General features: G+C 34.8%; 18 protein-coding genes and 1 pseudogene. 3 read left to right on the top strand and 16 right to left on the bottom strand.

Going from position 1 to position 22,839, the window contains the following annotated elements; all coding sequences use genetic code 11:
- Nucleotides 1–19: 19 nt before the first annotated feature.
- Together ASC72_RS11715 and ASC72_RS24515 are read left to right on the top strand one after the other, a co-directional pair.
- Nucleotides 20–994, top strand: coding sequence for a Gfo/Idh/MocA family protein (locus ASC72_RS11715; protein ID WP_056190915.1), 975 nt, complete (start codon nucleotides 20–22; stop codon nucleotides 992–994).
- 67 nt (nucleotides 995–1,061) lie between these two features.
- Nucleotides 1,062–2,059: pseudogene (locus ASC72_RS24515) on the top strand (YifB family Mg chelatase-like AAA ATPase); the annotation flags it as partial.
- 139 nt (nucleotides 2,060–2,198) lie between these two features.
- On the opposite strand, the gene abc-f reads toward ASC72_RS24515, so the two are convergent.
- The 16 genes from abc-f to gltB form a co-directional block, all read right to left on the bottom strand.
- On the bottom strand, nucleotides 2,199–3,794 hold the full coding sequence (gene abc-f / locus ASC72_RS11705; protein WP_056190914.1) for a ribosomal protection-like ABC-F family protein: 1,596 nt from the start codon (nucleotides 3,792–3,794) through the stop codon (nucleotides 2,199–2,201).
- 167 nt (nucleotides 3,795–3,961) lie between these two features.
- Entirely contained in the window at nucleotides 3,962–4,642 is a 681-nt protein-coding gene (locus ASC72_RS11700; RefSeq protein WP_056190913.1) for a GNAT family N-acetyltransferase, read from the bottom strand.
- 16 nt (nucleotides 4,643–4,658) lie between these two features.
- A complete protein-coding gene (locus ASC72_RS11695) occupies nucleotides 4,659–5,513 on the bottom strand; it encodes a class I SAM-dependent methyltransferase (protein ID WP_056190911.1) in 855 nt (284 codons plus the stop codon).
- 103 nt (nucleotides 5,514–5,616) lie between these two features.
- Nucleotides 5,617–6,120 carry an SRPBCC domain-containing protein gene (locus ASC72_RS11690; protein ID WP_056190909.1) on the bottom strand — a complete coding sequence of 168 codons (504 nt, stop codon included), beginning with the start codon at nucleotides 6,118–6,120 and terminating at the stop codon, nucleotides 5,617–5,619.
- A complete protein-coding gene (locus ASC72_RS11685; RefSeq protein WP_056190907.1) occupies nucleotides 6,110–6,436 on the bottom strand; it encodes a helix-turn-helix transcriptional regulator in 327 nt (108 codons plus the stop codon). Before ASC72_RS11685 ends, ASC72_RS11690 begins: the two co-directional genes overlap by 11 nt.
- Nucleotides 6,437–6,540: 104 nt before the next feature.
- On the bottom strand, nucleotides 6,541–6,930 hold the full coding sequence (locus tag ASC72_RS11680; protein WP_056190905.1) for a VOC family protein: 390 nt from the start codon (nucleotides 6,928–6,930) through the stop codon (nucleotides 6,541–6,543).
- Nucleotides 6,931–7,207: 277 nt separating this feature from the next.
- Entirely contained in the window at nucleotides 7,208–7,579 is a 372-nt protein-coding gene (locus ASC72_RS11675; protein WP_056190903.1) for a hypothetical protein, read from the bottom strand.
- Between the two features lie 22 nt (nucleotides 7,580–7,601).
- Entirely contained in the window at nucleotides 7,602–8,036 is a 435-nt protein-coding gene (locus ASC72_RS11670; protein ID WP_131725809.1) for a DUF3592 domain-containing protein, read from the bottom strand.
- Between the two features lie 29 nt (nucleotides 8,037–8,065).
- Nucleotides 8,066–8,554, bottom strand: coding sequence for a YegJ family protein (locus ASC72_RS11665; protein WP_056190899.1), 489 nt, complete (start codon nucleotides 8,552–8,554; stop codon nucleotides 8,066–8,068).
- Between the two features lie 19 nt (nucleotides 8,555–8,573).
- On the bottom strand, nucleotides 8,574–9,023 hold the full coding sequence (locus ASC72_RS11660; RefSeq protein ID WP_056190896.1) for a hypothetical protein: 450 nt from the start codon (nucleotides 9,021–9,023) through the stop codon (nucleotides 8,574–8,576).
- A 63-nt stretch (nucleotides 9,024–9,086) separates the two neighbouring features.
- Nucleotides 9,087–9,986, bottom strand: coding sequence for a pentapeptide repeat-containing protein (locus ASC72_RS11655; protein ID WP_241775685.1), 900 nt, complete (start codon nucleotides 9,984–9,986; stop codon nucleotides 9,087–9,089).
- Nucleotides 9,987–10,360: 374 nt separating this feature from the next.
- Entirely contained in the window at nucleotides 10,361–11,152 is a 792-nt protein-coding gene (locus ASC72_RS11650) for a hypothetical protein (protein WP_056190894.1), read from the bottom strand.
- A gap of 663 nt (nucleotides 11,153–11,815) precedes the next feature.
- Nucleotides 11,816–12,838: an aldo/keto reductase gene (locus ASC72_RS11640; protein WP_056190890.1), complete on the bottom strand. Its 1,023-nt coding sequence runs from the start codon at nucleotides 12,836–12,838 to the stop codon at nucleotides 11,816–11,818.
- Nucleotides 12,839–13,144: 306 nt separating this feature from the next.
- Nucleotides 13,145–14,368, bottom strand: a complete 1,224-nt coding sequence (gene lysA, locus ASC72_RS11635) for a diaminopimelate decarboxylase (protein WP_056190888.1) — start codon at nucleotides 14,366–14,368, stop codon at nucleotides 13,145–13,147.
- Nucleotides 14,369–14,972: 604 nt separating this feature from the next.
- On the bottom strand, nucleotides 14,973–16,427 hold the full coding sequence (locus ASC72_RS11630) for a glutamate synthase subunit beta (protein ID WP_056190886.1): 1,455 nt from the start codon (nucleotides 16,425–16,427) through the stop codon (nucleotides 14,973–14,975).
- Nucleotides 16,428–16,551: 124 nt separating this feature from the next.
- On the bottom strand, nucleotides 16,552–21,066 hold the full coding sequence (gltB, locus tag ASC72_RS11625) for a glutamate synthase large subunit (protein WP_056190884.1): 4,515 nt from the start codon (nucleotides 21,064–21,066) through the stop codon (nucleotides 16,552–16,554).
- A gap of 414 nt (nucleotides 21,067–21,480) precedes the next feature.
- On the opposite strand from gltB, the gene sucC reads away from it, so the two are divergent.
- Nucleotides 21,481–22,674: an ADP-forming succinate--CoA ligase subunit beta gene (gene sucC / locus ASC72_RS11620; protein ID WP_056190930.1), complete on the top strand. Its 1,194-nt coding sequence runs from the start codon at nucleotides 21,481–21,483 to the stop codon at nucleotides 22,672–22,674.
- Nucleotides 22,675–22,839 lie beyond the last annotated feature (165 nt).

The raw sequence follows: 22,839 nt of genomic DNA, 5'->3' as shown, positions 1-22,839 counted from the left end.
GAAGTGTAAAATGGACATTATGGGAAATAATAATAGAATAAATTGGGGAATTATTGGTCTTGGAAATATAGCAAATCAATTTGCAGCCGATTTAGTATTGATAGAAGAGGCTAATTTAGTTGCAGTGGCTTCACGAAGTATCGAAAAAGCCAAGGATTTTGCGAACCAATACAATTGTCCAAAATCATACGATTCCTATGAAGCGCTTTTTGCTGATGATCAGGTTGATATTGTTTATATCGCAACACCACACGATTCCCATGCCGAATTATCGATCAGGGCATTAGAGAATGGGAAACATGTTTTATGTGAAAAACCCATGGCGCTTTCTTATAATGACGCAACTCGGATGATTGATGCTTCAAAAAAGTATAATAAATTTTTTATGGAAGCTTTTTGGACGCGTTTTATTCCGTCTGTAAAAGAAGTTTTAGAAAAAGTAAATCAGGGAATTATTGGTGACGTAAATTATGTAAAAGCCGATTTTAATTTTTATGCCGATGAAGCAGCAGGTGGAAGGCTTTTTGATAAAAAATTAGGCGGAGGAGCCCTGTATGATATTGGCGTTTATCCTTTATTTCTTTCTTATTTAATGCTTGGAATTCCAAAAGAAATTATGGCGAAATCAATCTACAGTAAAAACGGAATTGATTTGCAGACTTCTATGATTTTACATTATGAAAAAGCCCAATCGATTTTAAATGCTTCAATAAATTCTGAGTCAGATATGAAAGCTGTTATTGGAGGAACACAAGGGCATATTGTACTGAATGCTCCCTGGCATGTTGCTGATGGATATTCGATTGTGAAAGATAATGAGGAAGAAGTATTTAATTTTCCGACACTCGGAAAAGGATATGCTTATGAAGCTATCGAATGTCATAAATGCATTAGAAATAATCAGAATGAAAGCGAACTTTGGTCGCATCAAAATAGTTTGGATTTGAGTAAGATTGTGGAAGATATTAAAATTCAGATTGGTCTTTCTTTTTAGTAATATATTACTTAATCGTAAAGGAGCAATAATGTAATTGCTTTGCCAGCTTACATTTAGTAATGTAGAAGCCGAATTTTACAAAACCTTAGATTTTCCTGAATTTGATTTTTCTGATGTCCGCGGACAGGAAAGCATCAAACGCTGTATGGAAATCGCGGCTGCCGGAGGACACAACATTATTTTAATTGGTCCGCCGGGAGCAGGAAAAACAATGTTGGCCAAAAGAGTTCCGAGTATTTTACCGCCAATGACGCTGCGTGAAGCCCTTGAAACCACTAAAATTCGTAGTGTTGCCGGAAAATTAAAAGAAGTGGGATTGATGAATCAACGACCGTTTCGTAGTTCGCATCATACGATTTCGAATGTAGCTTTGGTCGGCGGGGGAAGTTACCCGCAACCCGGCGAAATCTCAATGGCACACAATGGCGTTTTATTTTTGGATGAATTGCCGGAATTCAAACGCGATGTTTTAGAAGTAATGTGTCAGCCACTCGAAGATCGTGAAGTAACGATTTCGCGTGCGAAATTCACAGTAACGTATCTATCGTCGTTTATGTTAGTGTCGAGTATGAATCCGAGTCCGAGTGGGTTTTTCAACGATCCAAGTATGCCCAATACTTCATCGCCACACGAAATGCAACGTTATTTAAGCAAAATTTCCGGACCATTATTAGACCGAATCGACATTCATATCGAAGTAACGCCCGTTCCATTCGAAAAACTGGCCGACGATCGAAAAGCAGAAAGCAGTGTCGAAATCAGAAAACGTGTCACTGCAGCCAGAGAAATTCAAACCAAGCGATTTGAAGAAATCGAAAATATCCATTATAATGCACAAATGAGCAGTAAATTAATTCGCGAATATTGCGCATTGATGATCAATCAAAAGAATTACTAAAAACCGCCATGGAACGCCTGAACCTCTCCGCAAGAGCTTACGACAGAATACTGAATGTAGCCCGCACCATAGCCGACTTAGATGCTGCACCAACCGTAATTTCCCAACACATAGCCGAAGCCATTCAATACAGAAGCCTCGATCGTGACGGCTGGCTGGGTTAGAAAAAAAATCTCGCAAAGTCGCAGAGTCGCAAAGTTTTTCTTTTTAAGTTTTCTTTGCGACTCTGCGACTTTGCGAGATTAATAATGCACAAAGCTTAGCGAACCCTTGCGTAAAATCCTTGCGACCCTTGCAGTTAAATCAGCGCCCAGAAAGCGCAACAGTACCTTCAATATTAATCTGTTCCAAAAAGACTTCATCATGCGAAACCACAATCAAAGTACCCTGATATTCATTGACCGCTGCCGTAAGAATCTCAATATTCTGAATATCCAGATTGTTTGTAGGCTCATCCAGAATAATAATATCCGGCGCTTGATTGTTAATCGTCAGACAGCAAAGCATCAAACGCATTTTCTCACCACCGCTCAAAGCGCTGCATGGTTTATCCAATTCATTTTGTGAAAACAAAAAGCGATTCAGCCGCATTCTGATATCATGTTCCTGCAAACCCGAAACATTAAATTTTTGAGCCTGTTCATAAATCGTAAGCTGATTTTCGATTAACGAATAGTCCTGATCAATATAAACAATCATAGATTCAGCTTTATAAAAACTTCCTTGTTTCGGAATTAATTTTCCTGTAATGATTTTGATTAAAGTGGTTTTTCCGGAACCATTCGATCCTTTCAAAACAAGACGATCGCCACTCAGAATCTGAAAATTGAGATTTTCTTTCCAAAGCAATTCTTCATTGTAACCAAAATTAATATCGGTCGCCGTAAAAAGTATTTTGCCTTTATGTAAATCAGCATTGTCAAAACCAAATTTCATCTTGTCAATCTCAGGCAAATCAGAACGTAATTCTTGTAATTCTTTCGAAATTCCGCCAATTTTTTCCGCATGCATACTTTTCGTTTTCGAAGTACTGTTTTCCGCATTATTACGTAAAGTATTCATCATGATTCGGGAAACGCCTGCTTTTTCCTGTTTTTTCTTTCCGCGTGAATCTAATTTTTGTTGGCGTTCCATCGTTTCACGTTCTTTTTCTCTGGCTTTTCGCAATGCTTTTTCCTTACTATGAATATCCTGTAGTAACGCGTTGTTTTCTATCTGTTTTTGCTGCGCATAAAAATCATAATTCCCTCCATAAACCGTAATATCATGTTTGTTTAGTTCGTAAACCGTATTCAACAAATTCAATAATTTTCGGTCGTGACTTACAATTATTAAAGTAGCCGAAGTGTTTTGAACAAAATGATACAATAATTTCCTGGCTTCAAGATCCAAATGATTACTTGGTTCATCGAGTAAAATAAGTTCAGGCTGATGAATCGAAATTCCGGCAAGGAAAACTTTTGTTTTTTGTCCGCCGCTTAAAGTTTCCAGCTTTTGTGATAAATCTAAATCAGTTAGTTGCCAATACTCAAGCGCTTCATTGCAACGCTCTTCAATAGTCCAGTCATCGTTTAGAATCTCCAGATTTTCTTCGGTTACATTTCCGTTCAGAATTTCTTTGAGGGCATTGAGTTTGGCTTCAATTTGCAAAGCCTGTCCAATGGTAAAATGATTAAACTGCCCGAAAATCTGTGGTACATAATAGGGTTTTGCATTGGCTTTAATCCAACCTTCAGAAGGCTGTAATTCGCCGGCAATAATTTTTAAAAGTGTCGATTTTCCAACACCGTTGTTACCAATCAAGGCAATTTTTTCGTGCTGATGGGCTGTAAAAGTAATTTTGTCGAATAGCAGATCTCTATTCGTATGTAGATATGAAATGTTTTGTAAAATAAGCACAATTTCTTTCTTTTGGGAATAAACAAATAAGCAACTATTTGCAGCTGCCCTTATAATTGTCTGAAAAAAACTTTATTTCACATAGAATTTTCTAATTGGTTTGTGGTTGCAAAGATAAAAATATTTTTTAATTCTATTTCATTGCCTGCAATATGGGGTTATACAATTTATTTAGTGATATTCCAGAAACTTATATTTCGTCTGGTACTAAATCCCAGTTTCTCGTACAATGCAATAGCCCCGGTATTATACTCGGTAACATGCAAAAACGGAATTTTTCCCTGATCAAAAATGGTATTTACAATATGCGTAATGAGTTGTTTTGCATAACCTTTTCCGGTATGATCAGGATGTGTAATTATCGCGCTTAGTTCGGTAAAAGAATTCATTTTCATGCGCTCACCGGTAATGGCGACTAATTGATTGTCTTTAAAAATGCCGTAATAATCTCCAAGCAATATCGTTTTATTTTTGAAATAACCAGGCTGCACCAAATTAACCAAATCACATAAAATTTCATTATGCCCTGCAGTCAATTTGACGATTTCGGATTCTATTGGAAGTTGAATTTTTTCGTGAATAACCATTTGAAGACAAACCAATTCTTTTGCAATTTTTAAAGTATCGGCTATTTCAGGCTTTTCACCAACAATAAAGAAATTATCGATTAAGGCTGAATATTCTTTGGTTGCAATAGCAGTATTTTCCAAATGGGTAAAACTTCCAAACGGACAATAGTAAGGATTATAGAACTTAGAATTTTCATAATCAATAGCAAATTCCTGATGGTTTTCTGATAATGAATACCAAACCGGATTGTCTAGTTTATTTTCTTCTGAGATTATCATTGTAAAAAAAACATTTTTATGTTGTTGCTAGTAAGAATATTTCTCCGCTTGACGGCAAAAGACGGTCATTTCTTTCCTTGAAATAAAGCTTTTCCATGTCTTTTGTTGTTATTATTTCCGATTCCTTAAAACCTGCGCTATTGGCTAAATCTAAAATTTCATTTGGAGAAAAGAAACTAATAAATGGGGTTCCGGCTTCACGGGCACCTTTATTAGCTATTTGTTGTAGTGGCTTATCTTCTTCCTCTAATAATTCCATTGGTAAATAGAATGTCATAGCAATTTTTGAACCCGATGCAAGTGTAGCAAGTTGTTTTAAAGTATCACTAATTGCACCTTTTGTGAGATACAAGGTAACACCTGTACAAGCCACAACTGCAGGTTTTCTGGTATCAAATCCTGATTTTAATAATTGTTCCCACCAGGATGAAATTTCAAAATTAACAGAAACAAAATGCAACCTGTCCGGAATATCAAAACCAAGTTCGATTAAGCGTTTTTGTTTCCAGCTTTGTGTACCAGGCTGATCAATTTCAAATATTTGAAGTTTAGAAGCTATGTCTGGTCTGCGTTGGGCAAAAGTATCAAGTCCGGCTCCGAGAATAACATATTGACTAATACCTTTTGAGCTTTCTTCGATAATCAAATCCTCAATAAAACGAGAACGAGCTACCATAGAAGCACGAAGACGTTTTGTAAATTCCGGATGCATATCAGGACGGTTTTGCCAGCCGTCCTTCGGAGCAATCAATTTTAATCCTATCTCGTCTTCAAGAATAAACGGTTTTGCATCAACTTCAAGATGCAATGCTCGCCATAAAGCGGTTCTTACAGCTGTATTATCTGGTTCTGTAGTATGTTTATTTTCCATTTTGTTAAAAAAAATAAAGATAAGAAATCTGTATTTAAAAAGCGAAGTACTCCCAATGCAGAGAATACTTCGCTTTTATGATTTTTGTATTTGTTATTTGATTTTATTTCCCTCTTGAAGCAAAAATTTCATCCAAACCTTCCATAGCAATAGTGAAACCTTCTTTGAAACCCATTTCTATGATTTTTTCCAAATCAGAAAGGTTTTTATGTTTAATTGCAATATCAACAATGGTAGAAGTTCCTTGTTCAGAGAAATTCACATTCCAGTCAGAACGCGGAAAATCTTTGTTTAAGTTTCCTTCACTGTCGCTAAAAGCATCCTGATATTTAAAGTTAGATTTTGGCGTTATTGAAGTAAAATCGGCAATAGCCCAATGCTCTTCGCCCTGAGGGCCAACCATGGCGTACAGTCTTCGGCCGCCTTCTTTGAAATCCATACTTTTTGTTCTGGCTTTCCATGGCGATGGCGCCCACCATTGGTCTAATATTTCCGGTTGTGTCCAGGCCGACCAGACATCAGCAAGTGGAGCGTTAAATTCTCTTTTTACGTTTACCGTGCTGTTTTCTTTGTCTACGGTAAAATTCATCAATAGATTAGATTTCATTTTCTTTAGATTTTAAATTTATTAATACTTGATCTAACTGACTAAAACGGCTTTCCCAAATTTCCTTAAACTGTTCTAACCATTTGTCAATTTCTTTCATTTTGTCAATTTTTAGCTGGTAATAGATTTCTCTTCCGACTTTCTTCTCGGCTAATAATTCGCATTCATTGAGAATTTTAATGTGTTTAGAAACGGCTTGTCTCGTCGTATTAAATTGCTCTGCAATGGCATTTGGTGTTAAAGCATTTGTGGCAACCAATACTAAAATTGCTCTTCGGGTCGGATCGGCAATAGCCTGAAAAATATCTCTGTTCATTTTGAATTATTTAAATACGCAACTAATCAGTTGCAAATATAAGCAACTTTTTGGTTGCGCAAAATATTTTTGTGATTTTTTATGATAATTTTTTTAGAATAGGATTATGTAGGCCAGTATAATACATTAAATTTATGCCCGTCCGGATCTGAGAATCCAAAGAAATAACCCTTCTCAAAACTTTGAGGTTCAGCAAAAACTTTCCCACCAGCATTTTTAACCGCCAAAAGCCGTTGATGAACTTCATCTACACTTTCAGCCGAAAGCGAAAATATTATTTCATTACCCTTTTGTAAATCGGCAACTTCGTCGTTGACAGCCCACTTAAATCGGTCTTTTGTGAAAAAGTGAATTATAAAATCATCATCTCCAAAACAAAAACTGGTCAGCTCTGTATTGGTACCGTTTGGTTTAAAACCCAATTCGCTATAGAATTTGGTAGTTCGTGCCAAATCCTCTACGGCTAAATTGGCCCATATTTTTTTAGTTTTCATACTATTCAATTTAAAAATTAGAACTTATTTTCACTATTAAAAAATAGTCGGATAATAAATTTACGAATTTTAAATTAAACAGATAAAAGGAGGTGTATTGCTAATTCTTGATTTTTAATTAGTTAGGAGCAGAAGTTTTCGTTTTCAAAAAACCGTCCGGTCCCGCTGTCCGCTAAATCTTTTGTGTCCGCAGCGGACACAAAAGGATATCGCTCCCATCGGGGCTAGATTAGAGGTTTATTTTTCATAAGAATCGTAGAGGCGCACAGCAGTGCGTCTAACGTGTCGTATTTTTTCTGATTTTTACCTGATAAACAATTTCCCAAAATATAACGGAGAAAACAGCATTAGCCAATATCGCGGTTTTAACCTGATAAGGATCGTAACTTAGAAACAGATGTAAATTGGTAAACTTCAAAGCTAAAAATAAGGCTAAAGCTGCAATGGCAAAAGCACAGATTAGATTTAGTAAGACAGTCCATTTTAAGGCGAAGAAAGCATAAACAATATTTAATAAAGCAAAACCACAGCCTAAAGTGATAAAAGGATCCGTTTTTAATTTTTCACCCAACGTTAATAAAAGTGGCGTTGAGGAAAGGTATAAAAAGAATAATATGGAGTAGATTAGGATTCGGATTTGTGGTTTCATTAGGATGTTTTATAAAGTTCTTTTATTTAGAATTGAATGCGATGAAATGCTTATATAAATATACAAAACCTAAAATCAGAAAAAATAAACCGAATAAAAAGAAAAGATATTTTACTAAAAAATCTTTTTTTGCAAAGTAGAATTCAGTTTCAGGATTTTTAGGATCATAGTAAACAATCGTAGTCTCATTAATTTTACAAATAGAATTACTAACCCCTTTTACACGAATTTTATTGTTGAAACTGTCATTAAATTCGAAAACAGGCACAGTAACTTTTACACCATCTGAAGTTTCTTCATCACTAAAATAGACAACTTTTGCAATAGTTTTAACACCGATTTCCTGAAGTTTTTTTTCTTTTTTATAAGTGTCAATTCCCAGAACCATAGCTAGAAAACCCATAACGACAAGAAAAAGATCCCAAAATGAATCACTGAGAAAAGAAAGGATTTCCAAAATTTATTTTTTTTAGATTTTATTATTTTTTAATCTATTTGCATTCCGCTTTCAGCATCAAATTGTTCTCTTTCGCTGTCAGACATTTGGTTACGCAATACTTTTATAGTGTAACCACCAAATAACTTTCCATTTTCAATATACATCCAATCGCTAATATCTTTATTGTCAACATTAATTGTGTCTCCAATTTTATGATCTTTAATATATTCTGGTGCATTGTCTAAAATTCCTGAATATTTACCATCTTTCAACTTAACATCACTTATCCAAATATGTTCAATATCAGTCTCATTTTCAAATTTGACTTTCAATGCTTTAACCTCAATTTTTGGGTTGATTAAAGCAGAATTGAAATCAGCTAATGTTTGATTTGCTTTTTTCATTGCTTCATTCATTTCTTTGTCAGTCTCTTGAACACCATAAATATCAGGTTGATTTTCTCTTTCAACTTTATCTGAATTTTTACAGTTTAGAAAGCAAAACGCCATTAACAATAATAAGATTTTTATTTTCATTTTTACTTGAGAGATTATTTTACTGCAAAATCGCATCAATTTTAGCCTCCGATTTTTCTTTAATCGTACTATCCGGATGAAAACTCCAGATGATCAGAAATTTTCCTTTTGCAAGATACTCTTCCGGATGTTCATCTGTTGGCTCACCGTCTTTTCCCCATAACAATCCTTGCAGAAACTTATCACCTTTAAATCTGTTTTCAAATTCAATGTACATGATAGAACCGCTGTCTGCTTTACTCTTGAAACTTTGAATCTCTTTGCTTTTTACAACTCCAACAATATTGCTGTAAGTAGCAATATCAGTATAGAAATTACAAGCTTGATTCGTAACACAAATCTGACCGTCGCTTAAGAAATAGCTTTTAGGAATTTCTTTGGGTTTTAGCTTTAAATCAGCAATAGTCTGGCTGAATAGGGTAGTAGTAAGTAACAGGAATAATGCCGACAGGGGAATCGCAATTTTCATTGGTTTTGGGATTTAATTTGCTAAGTTAAAATAGTTTTTTATTTCTTCCATGTTTTGTAGGCACTATGTTAATAAAGTTAGTCCCGTTAAATTAGCTTTTCCATTTTTAAGGAATTCATAAGTCATTCGGTCAGCTTGGCAGTCAATAAATTGAATGCCTTTTAACTTATTGCCTTTAAAAAAAGTATTGGTAAGGGTTGCATTCTTAAAAGTCACTTTTGAAAAAGTACAGTTTTCAAAAGAACATTCTTCTATTGTACCATTAAAAACCACATCAGAAATTTGCGACAATTTAAATGTCGATAGGTTCCAAACTGCATTTTCTATTATACAATTTCTAAATTCTGATGTCTTTAATTCAACTCCTGAAAAATTCGCCTTTGAAAAATTACAGTTTTTAATTTCACTGGACGAAAATTCCGTGTCTATGAGTAAACATTCAACAAACTGATTGTTTTGTAAGTCAGAAGTCTGAATTTTACTATTTCTCAAATCCGAATTAGAAAAATCACAACCTACAATATTATTGGATTTAAGTGTTAAGTTCGACAAATCGGAATCAACTAATTTACAGTTCTTCATATTTGAAGTACTGAATTTGTCTTTTAGGTTTAGCCCCGAAAAGTCAGCGTCAACCCAGTTTCCTGATGACATATTCCAACTTAAACCTGAATTAGTCTTAGGTTTTGTTGATGAAATCTCTATAGATTGTTTTTTGGTCGTTTCAACTTGGTTTTCAGGGACATTAGATTTGAATGTTTCTGAAAAATAATTTAAGTCCACACCAAGAATTTCGGCAAGTCGGTTTAATGTAGAAATATCAGGCATTGACTCACCTCTTTCCCATTTACCAACTGCTTGAGAACTAATTGACACTTGTTGTGCAAGGTCTGCTTGTGAAAGGTTAATTTTCTTTCTGGCTGTAGCAATTTTATTGCCTACTGATTTTGAATTTAGCATCATAATTATATTTTTTATTTGATACTGCAAAGCTATAGTGTCTCATAACCTGTTTGCAAATAAAGTCAGCTACCAATAGTTGTTATTGTGCTACTTATAGTTGTTATTGACAACCTGTGGTAGTTTTTGATTTAAATTTGAAGTTTACCAAGCTAAAATAGGTTTTTATTTTAAAATGTTGTGATGAATTTTTAGTAGCAGCAGTTTTCATTTTCAAAAGAACGACCCGTCCCGCTGTCCGCTAAATCTTTTATGTCCGCCGCGGCGGACACAAAAGGATACCGCTTCCATCGGGGCTAGATTAGAAGTTTATTTTTTTAGAAGTGTATAGCCTCTTTCGTACCGTAAAGTTTTTTAATTTTCAGTGTTTAAGGGAATTAGTTTGCTATATAATAAAAGTAATTCTCAGTAATTTTTTCATATTTCATAACTTCAAAAAGAAAATTGTCTGTTTCTATTTTTCCTTCCGAATTAAAATAAAAACCATAAGAATTATCTGTGAAACCATCAACTAAATAAAAAATACCGTTTTTGGTTTTAAAAGCTGAATAAATTTTCAATTCTAAAAGTAGCTCTAAAGTCTTGATTTGTTCCTTAGTAAAATGATCTTTTGTATTGGTATTTATTGCATTAGATATTGGAAAAGGAGAATCTTCGGGTAAAGTATATTTCCAGAAAGTTCCATTTTCTTTAAATAAATTACCGACTCTTTGGAGTTTATCCTGAATTAAAAAAAAATCAGCAGGATTTTTAGAAATAAGTTTAGAGAGATTATCAAATTTTTTCAAATTTTCATTTAAATAATTTTCTAAAATATTTTTTTGATTTCGTCCTTTTTCTAAAAATTGATTAGGCATATTCATTGCATCTTTTTGTGACACCCCATATTTCTTTGAAAATGCACCAAAAATGAAATTTGGAACTTCACTAGCCAAATGAATAGTATCTAAAGCCCAGACCTTTTCTCTTTTTAAGGGTCTGATGTCCCATTTTGAAAATGGTTTTGTATTAATTAGAAAATTCTCGTACGAAACAGAATCTTTTTCGGTTGTATTCATTAAAAATTCGAATATATCCAGATCGTATTTTTTTTCTTTTTCAGGATATTCTTGCCCAAAGCATATTGCATTAAAAAAAAGGAAAAAAAGTAGAATAAGATTTTTTATCATGGTTGTTGAATTATGCTTTCTTAGCTTTTATGCAGGCCGTTAAAATCAAATTTCATGCTAGCTAAAATATTAAATTAATACTTACAAATGTTAAAATGTATTTTTATTTCCTTATGAAAAACCAAACCGCGTCAGGGATAGAGCCTTTTGTGAAGTGGAACGGAGCAAAAGATATAGCCGAAAGCCCGGCCCGCCTTTTTCGGCGGGAGACGCCCAAAAGAAAACTAAACTCCAATTTTTTAAATTTCAAATTCCAATTATTCACAATCTTGTCATTTCGACGTAAGGAGAAATCACATCCAGTATTCCGCAACAGTTCGTGCCAGCTTTATGTGATTTCTCCTTACGTCGAAATGATAATACTGGGTGGTTACTTTGCGTGAGCTTTGACTTCGAAATGAAACTTTGCGTGGACTTCGACTTCGCTAAGCATGACAAGATTGTATGGAATAAAATCTGCGAAATCTGCTGAATCTGCGTGAAACAAAAAAAATCCCGCTTCATAAGAAACGGGATTTTCAATAATTGATATTCTCTTTTTTTTTATTTTAAACTGTTGCGGCAATTTCTTGTGGCAACGGAGAGACAAAATAATTATTAAGTTTCAGGTTTAAAAGTTTCAGGTTATTGAGTTTAGTAAGTCTCAAAATCTACCATACTTCTTTATTTTGTTTTCGCATTCAATAAAATAGGATCTTGAAGATTAATAAATGTTGCAGGATATTTTGGTTCTACTTTTGTTAATTCGTCAATTTCATTGATCTCTTTTTCGCTTAGTTGAATTTCCTGACAGGCTAGATTCTCTTTTAGTTGCTCGGTTTTGCTAACACCAATAATAACAGAGGAAACGACTTTTTTTGTTAGTAGCCAGCTTAAAGAAATTGCTGTAATAGTGGTATTGTGGCGTTTTGCAATTTCGGTTAATTTGTCAATAACAGTATATCCAAGTTCTCTATCAAAAAGTCCAAGGTCAAAGTTGTTTAGTCGGCTGTCTTTAGGAGTTGGATTGTCTCTTGTATATTTTCCTGTCAAAAAGCCACTGCTTAAGGGAGACCAAACCATCATTCCTATTCCATAATGCAAACTCATAGGGATTATTTCACGTTCAACTTCTCTGTTTAAAATAGAATAATGCATTTGTGATGCTACAAAAGGACTGTAATTTTGATCTTTTTGTCGCTGTGTCATGGCAGCTGCTTTCCAGGCTTGATAATTAGAAAATCCGATATACCGAACTTTGCCTTGCTGGACTAAGTTTTCTAAAGCTTTCAAAGTCTCATCAATTGGTGTAATGGGATCATCATTATGGAGTAACAAAACATCAATGTAATCAGTTTGCAAATTTTTTAGACTATTGTGACATTGTTCAATAATATGTTTAGAATTTACACCGGCATTAAAAGCCTGTTCTCCTGTTCTAAAAGATAACTTAGTTGTAATTAAAACATCTTTTCGTTTTTTGTTCAAAACCTTTCCAAGAATAATTTCACTTTGTCCATTTCCATAGCCGTCTGCGGTATCAAAAAAGTTAATGCCATTATCAATAGCATTATCTACTAGTTGGGATGCTTTTTTTTCGTCTATTGTGGATTGAAATCCAAAATGCTCTCCTTGTCCAAACGTCATTGTTCCAAGGCAAAGCTCAGATACAATTAAGCCGGAATTTCCTAATTGTTTATATTTCATATTTAAGTTTTTAAGATTTTGACTTTATTCAAAAAAATAAAGTCAAAAATCTGTATAATAATTAGCTGTATGAAGTTGACTTGTGTTTTTTCTGACAATTTAAAAACTAAATTATGGAAAAAACAGATTGATTTTGCAACAAAAGAAACAATTATGTAAATCATTTTTTGTAGTCTTTTTGAATTGTTTTTTTTTAGAAAAGTTCAATAGATTTTCTAGATTTTTGCTATAATAAAAAAATAACAAAAAAAATCCCGCTTCATAAGAAACGGGATTTTCAACAATTGATATTCTCTTTTTTTTATTTTAAACTGTTGCAGCAATTTCTTGTGGCAACGGAATTTGATTTTTAAGTAAATCTTCGAATGTTTCGTGTTGGCGAATTAAGATACCCTGACCGTCTTTCCATAAAACTTCAGCTGGTTTGTATCTTGAATTGTAGTTCGAAGACATGGAGAAACAGTATGCTCCGGCGTTTCTAAAAGCTAAGATATCACCTTCAGTAATTTCCGATATTTTGCGGTTGTTGGCAAACGTATCTGTTTCGCAAATGTATCCTACAACAGAGTAAAAACGCTCTTTTCCTTTTGGGTTTGAGATGTTTTCGATATAGTGTTGTGAACCGTAAAACATTGGACGGATTAAGTGGTTGAAACCACTATCAACTCCGGCAAAAACTGTTGAGGTTGTTTGTTTTACTACGTTTACTTTTGCTAAGAAGAAACCTGCTTCGCTCACCAAAAATTTTCCTGGTTCGAAAATCAACGTTAAATCTTTGCCGTATTCTGAACAGAAAGCATTAAATCTTTTGGATAATTTTTTACCTAATTCTTCAATATCTGTTTCGATATCGTCTTTTTTGTAAGGTACTTTGAATCCGCTTCCGAAATCTAAAAATTCTAAATTTTTGAAGTGTTTTGCAGTATCAAACAAGATTTCAGCCGCATACAAGAATACTTCGATATCAAGGATATCAGATCCTGTGTGCATGTGAATTCCAACGATACTCATTTTTGTGTTCTCAACAATTCTTAAAATGTGCGGTATTTGATGTACCGAGATTCCGAATTTACTATCGATATGTCCCACAGAAATATTAGCGTTTCCACCCGCCATTACGTGCGGATTGATACGGATGCATACCGGAATTTGAGGATATTTTGTCCCGAATTGCTCCAGGATAGATAAGTTATCAATATTGATTTGAACGCCCATCGCGGCAACTTCTTCGATTTCTTCCAAAGAAACTCCGTTTGGCGTAAAAAAGATTTTTTCAGGTTCATAGCCAGCATGAAGTCCTAACAAAACTTCTTGAATTGATACAGTATCTAACCCAGACCCCATGTTCTTTAATAACTGAAGTATCGCAACGTTAGACAATGCCTTCATGGCATAATTAACTCTTAAGTTTTCTACCTTAGAGAAAGCTTTGGTTAATCTGTTGTACTGTGATTGGATTTTTTCGGCATCATAAACATATAATGGACTTCCAAATTGGTCTGCTAACTGCAGTAAATCTTTTGCTTGCATTTTTATAAACTATTTTGGGCAAAGTTATTACACTTTTGACGAACGACAAATTAATTGTAGAAAAATAACAAATTGTAACAAATTGTTTGTTTTTAAACAAAAAGTCGGTTATTTTGGATTTTTGTAAAAATCCAAATAGTTTCTAAGGGACTAAGACTCTAAGATACTAAGTTTTTGCCACAGATTAAAAGATTAGCACAGATTTTTTTCGCCACAAATTACACGAACTTTCACGAACTTCCACTAATCTTTATTCTTGAGATTTTACTATTCATCCGTTTAATTACTTTGTCGATTGTTGCCAATCAAGAAACATAGCCCACGGTTTCAACCGTGGGAGCGCAATGTAAGCACAATACATTATCACGATTCGTCTCCCATGGTTGAAACCGTGGGCTATATTAAAAACTTTAGGGTTTACCTTTGTCCCTTTTGAGTCTTTGCCTCTTTGAACCTAAAAAAGCCCTGACGTTAGTCAAGGCTTTTTGCTGTGTGTTGTTTATCGGAATAAAGACTTAATAATTTTTAATCTTTAAGTTCTCAAGATGTAGGATAGAAAGAAAACCTTAGTTCCTCAGTACCTTAGCAACTCAGAACCTTAAAATTAAAGACTTGGTAAGTCTCCGTTTCCTTTGGTTGGCAAGTTGGTAGAGCCCATTAAGAACAAATCTACTTCTCTTGCTGCTTCGCGACCTTCTGAAATAGCCCATACAATTAACGATTGTCCTCTTCTCATATCACCAGCGGTGAAAATGTGCGGTACGTTCGTTTGATAATTTTTTGCTTTATAGTTGCTTCTCATATCAACTTCAAGACCTAATTGCTCGCTTAAAGTTTTCTCCGGACCTGTAAATCCTAAAGCCAATAAAGCTAAATCGCAAGGCCAGATTTTCTCAGAGCCTTCTTTTTCGATTAATTCAGGACGATGACCCGGAGTCATTTTCCACTGCACTTCAACCGTTTTTAATCCTGTTAATTCACCTTTTTCGTTAGAAATAAATTCTTTAGTATTGATTAACCAGTTTCTGTCGCAGCCTTCTTCGTGAGAAGAGGACGTTTTCAACTGCAAAGGCCAGAAAGGCCAAGGTGTTGATTCGCTTCTTCCAACCGGAGGTTTTGGTAAAATCTCAAAGTTAGTTACTGATTTAGCGCCGTGTCTGTTTGATGTTCCGATACAATCTGAACCTGTATCTCCACCACCAATTACGATTACGTCTTTTCCTGTTGCTTTAATTTGATCTGGAATTGATTCTCCGTATAAAACTTTAGTTTGTTGCGTTAAGAAATCCATTGCCTGAACAACGCCTTTGCTTTCAATTCCTTTAGTTGGTAAACTTCTTCTTTCAGTTGCTCCACCGCATAATACGATAGAATCAAAAGCATTTAGTTCTTCAACGCTAAAGTTAACACCAACATTTACATTTGTTTTAAAAGTGATTCCTTCAGCTTCAAGGATTAATACACGTCTGTCGATAATTCCTTTTTCAAGTTTGAAATTCGGAATTCCGTAACGCAATAAACCTCCAATAGCATTGTCTCTTTCAAAAACAGTTACAGTATGACCCGCTCTGTTTAATTGTTGAGCAGCAGCCAAACCAGCAGGACCTGAACCAATAACGGCAACCGTTTTTCCGGTTCTTGTTTTTGGTGGCTGTGGTTTAATCCATCCTTCATCAAAACCTCTTTCGATGATATTTTTCTCGATGTTTTCGATAGCAACCGGTTCTTTGATGATACCTAATACACATGATTTCTCACATGGAGCAGGGCATAAGCGACCTGTAAATTCCGGAAAGTTATTAGTAGATTGTAAAATCTCCAATGCACCTTGCCATTCTTCCTGATGCACCATGTCGTTGAAGTCAGGAATTAAATTTCCTAACGGACAAGCACTGTGGCAAAAAGGAATACCACAATCCATACATCTTGAACCTTGTTCTTTTTTCTTTTCTTCAGATAACGGAATAGTAAATTCGTTGTAGTTCGAAACACGTTCTACAACTGCTAAATTACTTTCGTCGGCTCTGTTATATTCTTTAAATCCGCCTATTTTACCCATGACATTTTAATTAAATTCTAAATGATATTTTTTAAATTCCAATCTTTAAATTCCAAATTCCAATCCTTTTCAGGTAAAGTGAATCAAATCTAAAATCTGAACTCTAAAATCTAAAATCATTTAATTAAGCTATTAATTCTTCTATTTTTTTCTCTTCTGCAATTCGCTGTAATGCTTTTTTGTAATCAGTTGGCATTACTTTTACGAAATGTTTCTGTTCATTTTCCCAGTCTGCTAAAATTCTTTTTGCTAATGGACTGTTGGTGTACAATGAATGGTTTTTGATCAATCGTCTTATTTTGGTAACGTCTTCTTCTTCCATTGGATCAAATGCAACCATTTCCATGTTACATAACGTAGAGTCGAATTTTTTACCCGGATCATAAACATAAGCAACACCACCGCTCATACCAGCTGCGAAGTTTCTTCCTGTTTTTCCTAAAACAATCACCGTACCACCGGTCATGTACTCGCATCCGTGATCTCCAATTCCTTCAACAACCGCAGTTGCTCCAGAATTTCTCACACAAAAACGCTCTCCGGCCATTCCATTAATATAAGCCTCTCCGGTAATAGCTCCGTAAAGGGCAACGTTACCAATAATGATGTTTTCTTCAGGTTTGAAGGTTGCAGTAGGAGGTACTTTGATAATCAATTTTCCTCCGGAAAGTCCTTTTCCTAAATAATCATTACAGTTTCCGTGAATTTTAAACGACAATCCATTTGTTGCAAAAGCACCAAAACTTTGTCCGGCAGAACCTTCAAAATCAACTAAAATAGTGTCTTCAGGTAAACCTTGTGCGCCATATATTTTTGAGATTTCATTACTCAAAATGGCACCTACAGAACGGTCTGTATTTTTAATTTTAAATGTAACTCTTGTTTTCTCTTTTCTATAGATAGACGGAATTGCTTCTTTAATGATATCAAAATCCAATACATTTTCAAGTTGGTGATCTTGCTCAGTAGTATTGTGATTCGGAACCGTTTTCGCTTTTTCCGGTTTGTATAGAATAGAAGATAAATCTAAACCATTGGCTTTGTAATGTTTGATCGCTTTGTTCACATTTAATTTTTGTGACTGGCCCACCATTTCTTTTAAGGTTCTGAAACCTAATTGCGCCATGATCTCTCTTAATTCCTCAGCAATAAAATACATAAAGTTGATGACGTGCTCCGGAGTTCCTTTGAAATTTTTTCTCAATTCAGGATCCTGCGTTGCAATACCAACCGGACACGTATTTAAGTGACAAGCTCTCATCATAATACATCCTGAAGCAACAAGCGGAGCAGTAGCGAAACCAAATTCTTCAGCTCCTAATAATGCAGCGATTGCTACGTCACGGCCTGTTTTCAATTGTCCGTCACATTCTAAAACCACACGGCTTCTTAAATCATTTAAGATCAAAGTTTGTTGTGCTTCTGCTAAACCAAGTTCCCACGGAATTCCAGTGTGTTGTAATGAAGTTAATGGTGCAGCACCAGTTCCTCCATCATAACCTGAAATAAGGATAACGTCAGCTTTTGCTTTGGCAACACCGGCAGCAATAGTTCCAACTCCAACTTCAGAAACTAGTTTTACGTTAATGCGCGCTTCACGATTTGCATTTTTTAAATCGTAAATTAATTGAGATAAATCCTCAATAGAATAAATATCGTGGTGAGGAGGAGGTGAAATCAAACCTACATAAGGAGTGGAATTTCTGGTTTCAGCAATCCAGGGCACCACTTTTTCTCCAGGAAGCTGACCACCTTCACCAGGTTTTGCCCCTTGAGCCATTTTAATCTGAATTTCTCTAGCGTTTGTCAAATAGTTGATCGAAACACCAAAACGTCCCGAAGCAACTTGTTTGATCGCACTGTTTCTAGAATCTCCGTTAATTTCTTTCTGGAAACGTTTTGGATCTTCTCCACCTTCTCCAGAATTACTTTTTCCGCCAATTCTGTTCATTGCAATCGCTAAATTCTCATGCGCTTCTCTACTAATAGATCCGTAAGACATCGCACCTGTTTTGAATTTCTTTACAATTTCTGTCCAGGGCTCTACTTCATCAATAGAAATCGGATCTAAATTGTTGAATTCAAACATTCCTCTAATAGTCATTAAGTTAGAGCTTTGCTCATTCACCATATTAGAGTATTCTTTATAACTTTCAGGACTGTTTAAACGAACGGCCTGTTGTAATTTTGCAATTGTGGTTGGATTGAACATGTGTTTTTCTCCACCACGTCTCCATCTGTAAATACCTCCAATTTCTAAAGAAAGCAAACTTGCTACTTTTGAATTTGGAAATGCTTTTTGGAAACGTTTTTTTACTTCTTTTTCTACTTCCATCAAACCAATTCCTTCGATTCTTGAAGGTGTGTAAGGGAAATATTTAGAAGTAAATGTTTTGTTTAAACCTAAAATCTCGAAAATTTGAGCAGCTCTGTACGAATGTAAAGTAGAGATACCAATTTTGTTCATGATTTTAACGATTCCTTTTGCAATCGCTTTGTTGTAGTTTACAATCGCATAATCTGCTTTTACACCTTTAATGAATCCCTGATTAACCTGATCGTGAATGATTTCGTTTACCATGTAAGGATTGATTGCACTAGCGCCGTATCCAAACAATAAAGCAAAATGATGTGGTTCACGTGGTTCAGCAGATTCGATTATGATTCCGAATTTAGAACGAACCTGTAAAATATTCAAAGAGTGGTGAATGTAAGAACAAGCCAATAACATAGGAATTGGAGCTAATTCTTCGCTTACGCCTCTATCTGATAAAATGATCACGTTGCATCCTTCAGAAACTGCTTTGTAAGTGGCCTGAACGCATTTTTCAAGAGCACGCTCTAAACCATTAACTCCTTTTTCTATTTTATATAAAGTAGAAATCGTAGCCGATTTGAAATCTGCGTGATCAATATTTCTGATTTTATCTAAATCCTCGTTAGAGATAACCGGATTCTGGATTTTTAATTTTTTACATTGTTTAGATTCAATTTCAAAAATATTGAAATCTCCACCAACAGCTAAGCTGATATCAGTAATGATTTCCTCACGAATACCATCCAAAGGCGGATTGGTAACCTGAGCAAATAATTGTTTGAAATAGTTGTACAACAATTGAGGCTGGTCTGACAATACGGCCAAAGGCGTATCGTTACCCATAGAACTGATGGCTTCAGCTCCCTGGCCTCCCATTGGGTTGATGATTGTTTTTAAATCTTCAATAGTATAACCAAATAATTTTTGTCTTGTTAAGAAATCTAATTTCTCAACCGGAGTTGGATTATTTGTGTAAGGAACTTTTGATAAAGGCAATAAATTAGCATCTAACCATTCTTTATAAGGACGTTTCGTTACAATTGCTTTTTTTACTTCTTCATCCTCAATAATACGACCTTCGTTCATATCAACCAGGAACATTTTCCCTGGCTCCAAACGACCGTGCTGAATAACATCTTCCGGATCGATATCCAATACACCAATTTCTGATGACATGATTACGAAACCGCTTTTTGTTAAAGTATAACGAGAAGGACGCAAACCGTTTCTATCTAATAAGGCACCAATAACATTTCCATCTGTAAACGGAATAGAAGCAGGACCATCCCAAGGCTCCATGATACAAGCGTTAAACTCGTAAAAAGCTTTTTTCTCAGGAGACATTGTCTGGTGTTTTTCCCAAGCTTCAGGAACTACCATCATCATCGCTTCCGGTAATGAACGACCCGTCATTAATAAAAGTTCAACCACCATATCCATAGAAGCAGAATCTGATTTTCCTTCTAAGATAATTGGGAATAATTTTTTGATATCATCGCCAAAAACTTTGCTTTGCATAAGCTCTTCACGAGCACGCATACGGCTAACGTTTCCGCGAAGTGTGTTGATTTCACCATTATGACACATGTATCTAAATGGCTGTGCTAATTCCCATGAAGGGAAAGTATTGGTAGAGAAACGTTGGTGAACTAACGCCAAACGAGTCACTAAATCTGGATCTTTTAAGTCAACATAATAACGGCTGATGTCTTCCGGCATCAATAGACCTTTATATATTATGGTAGTTGTCGATAAACTAGAGAAATAAAACATATGGCTTTCAGAGGTTTTAGAGCCTCTAATAGCGTGTTCAGCAATTTTTCTAGCTGCAAAAAGTTTTGCATTAAATTCTTGTTCAGTTAAATTCTGACCGTTTTTGCTAACAAAAACCTGTTTAACTGATGGTTCTTTTTCTGCGGCAATCTGCCCTAAATTTTCCACTTCAACAGGTACATCTCTCCAACCTAAGATTTTTAAGTTCTGATCTTTAATAGTTGCTTCAAAAGTGTTGATACAAAAAGAAACCTGGTTTTTGCTTTTTGGTAAAAACACCATTCCTACTGCATACTCACGTGTTTCAGGGATTTCAAAATCACATACTTTTTTAAAAAAATCATGTGGGATATCGAACAAAATTCCGGCTCCGTCTCCAGTTCGTCCATCAGAACTAACGGCACCACGATGTTCCAATTTTATTAAGATATCCAATGCTTTGTGAATAATATCGTTAGATTTAATACCATTCAAATTACAAATAAATCCTGCACCACAATTGTCGTGTTCAAATTCAGGCAAATAAAGCCCTTGTTCTTTAACTTTCATTCTTGATATTTTTTCTACAAAAATACAGATTTCGTTAAATATAATGTATTGAAATAGTAATTTGGCTTACATTTTTGTTGTAATATTAGAAAAACGGTTCTTAAATGATAATAATTTTATTTAAACCATTGCTAAATGATAAAATGGCAATATGTTTTAAATTATATTAGGAAAAATCGGCAGTCAGGTATTGTAATCACTGATATTTTTGTTAAATATCAAACGATATAGTGTTTTTCTGTTAACATTAACAAAGCATTTGTTTAACGATTTATTTGCTTTCGTAAATAATTATAAAGGAATCTGAAATTGACTCATTTTTAATTGAAAAAGATTTTACTATTAAGTTGAATTTTGCTACTTTTGTCGCACTTTTATTCTGAAATAAATTCAGAACCAGACAAATTCTATATTATGAACATACACGAATATCAAGGAAAAGAAATTTTAGCTAGCTACGGAGTACGCATTCAACGCGGAATTGTGGCTAATAATGCGGTTGAAGCTGTGGCTGCTGCAAAACAATTAACTGCCGAAACTGGTACAGGATGGCACGTAATAAAAGCACAAATTCACGCAGGTGGACGTGGAAAAGGTGGTGGAGTTAAATTGGCTAAAAATCTTCAACAAGTTGAAGAAATTGCAGGACAAATTATCGGAATGCAATTGATTACACCTCAAACTTCTGCTGAAGGTAAAAAAGTAAACAAAGTTTTAGTTGCTGAAGATGTATACTATCCTGGTGAAAGCGAAACTTCTGAATTTTATGTTTCTGTTTTATTGAATAGAGGTACAGGACGTAACATGATCATGTATTCTACTGAAGGTGGAATGGATATCGAAGAAGTTGCTGAACACACTCCACACTTAATCTTTACTGAAGAAGTTGATCCAACTGTTGGATTACAAGGTTTTCAGGCTAGAAGAATTGCCTTTAACTTAGGTCTTTCCGGAAATGCTTTTAAAGAAATGGTTAAATTCATCGATTCATTATACAATGCTTACATTGGTTCTGATGCGTCTATGTTTGAAATCAACCCGGTTTTGAAAACATCTGACAACAAAATTATGGCTGTTGACGCTAAAGTAAATATCGATGATAATGCTTTATACAGACAACCTAAATATGCTGAAATGAGAGATATCCGTGAGGAGAATCCAATCGAAGTTGAAGCTAAAGAAGTAGGTTTGAACTATGTAGATCTTGACGGTACTGTAGGATGTATGGTAAACGGAGCTGGTCTTGCAATGGCAACTATGGATTTAATTAAATATGCTGGTTTTGAGCCTGCTAACTTCCTTGACGTTGGTGGAACTGCTGATGCAAAACGTGTTGAAACTGCTTTCCGTATTATCTTAAAAGATCCAAACGTAAAAGCAATTTTAATCAATATTTTTGGTGGAATCGTTCGTTGCGACCGTGTGGCGCAAGGAGTTGTTGACGCTTACAAAAATATGGGTGATGCTATTAAAGTGCCAATTATCGTTCGTTTGCAAGGAACAAATGCTGAAATTGCAAAAGAATTAATTGACAATTCAGGTATGCCAATTTTATCAGCTGTTCAATTTCAAGAAGCTGCTGACCAGGTTAAAGCTGCATTATCTTAATCAAATAAGAAATCAATTATATAGAAAAGAAGCCGTCTCAAAACAAAATTTGAGGCGGTTTTTTATTTGTTGCCCATTTTGGCTTTTAATGTTTTGATTTTAAGGGAAGGAAAAAAATTGCCCTTATGCTGCAATTTTCTTTCTTAAGTTGTGTCCTAAAGCCAT

The organism is Flavobacterium sp. Root420, assembly GCF_001427905.1.
Classification (GTDB): Bacteria; Bacteroidota; Bacteroidia; order Flavobacteriales; family Flavobacteriaceae; genus Flavobacterium.
The sequence above is the reverse complement of the archived record's forward strand: the minus strand, read 5'-3'. Positions and strand labels throughout refer to the sequence as shown.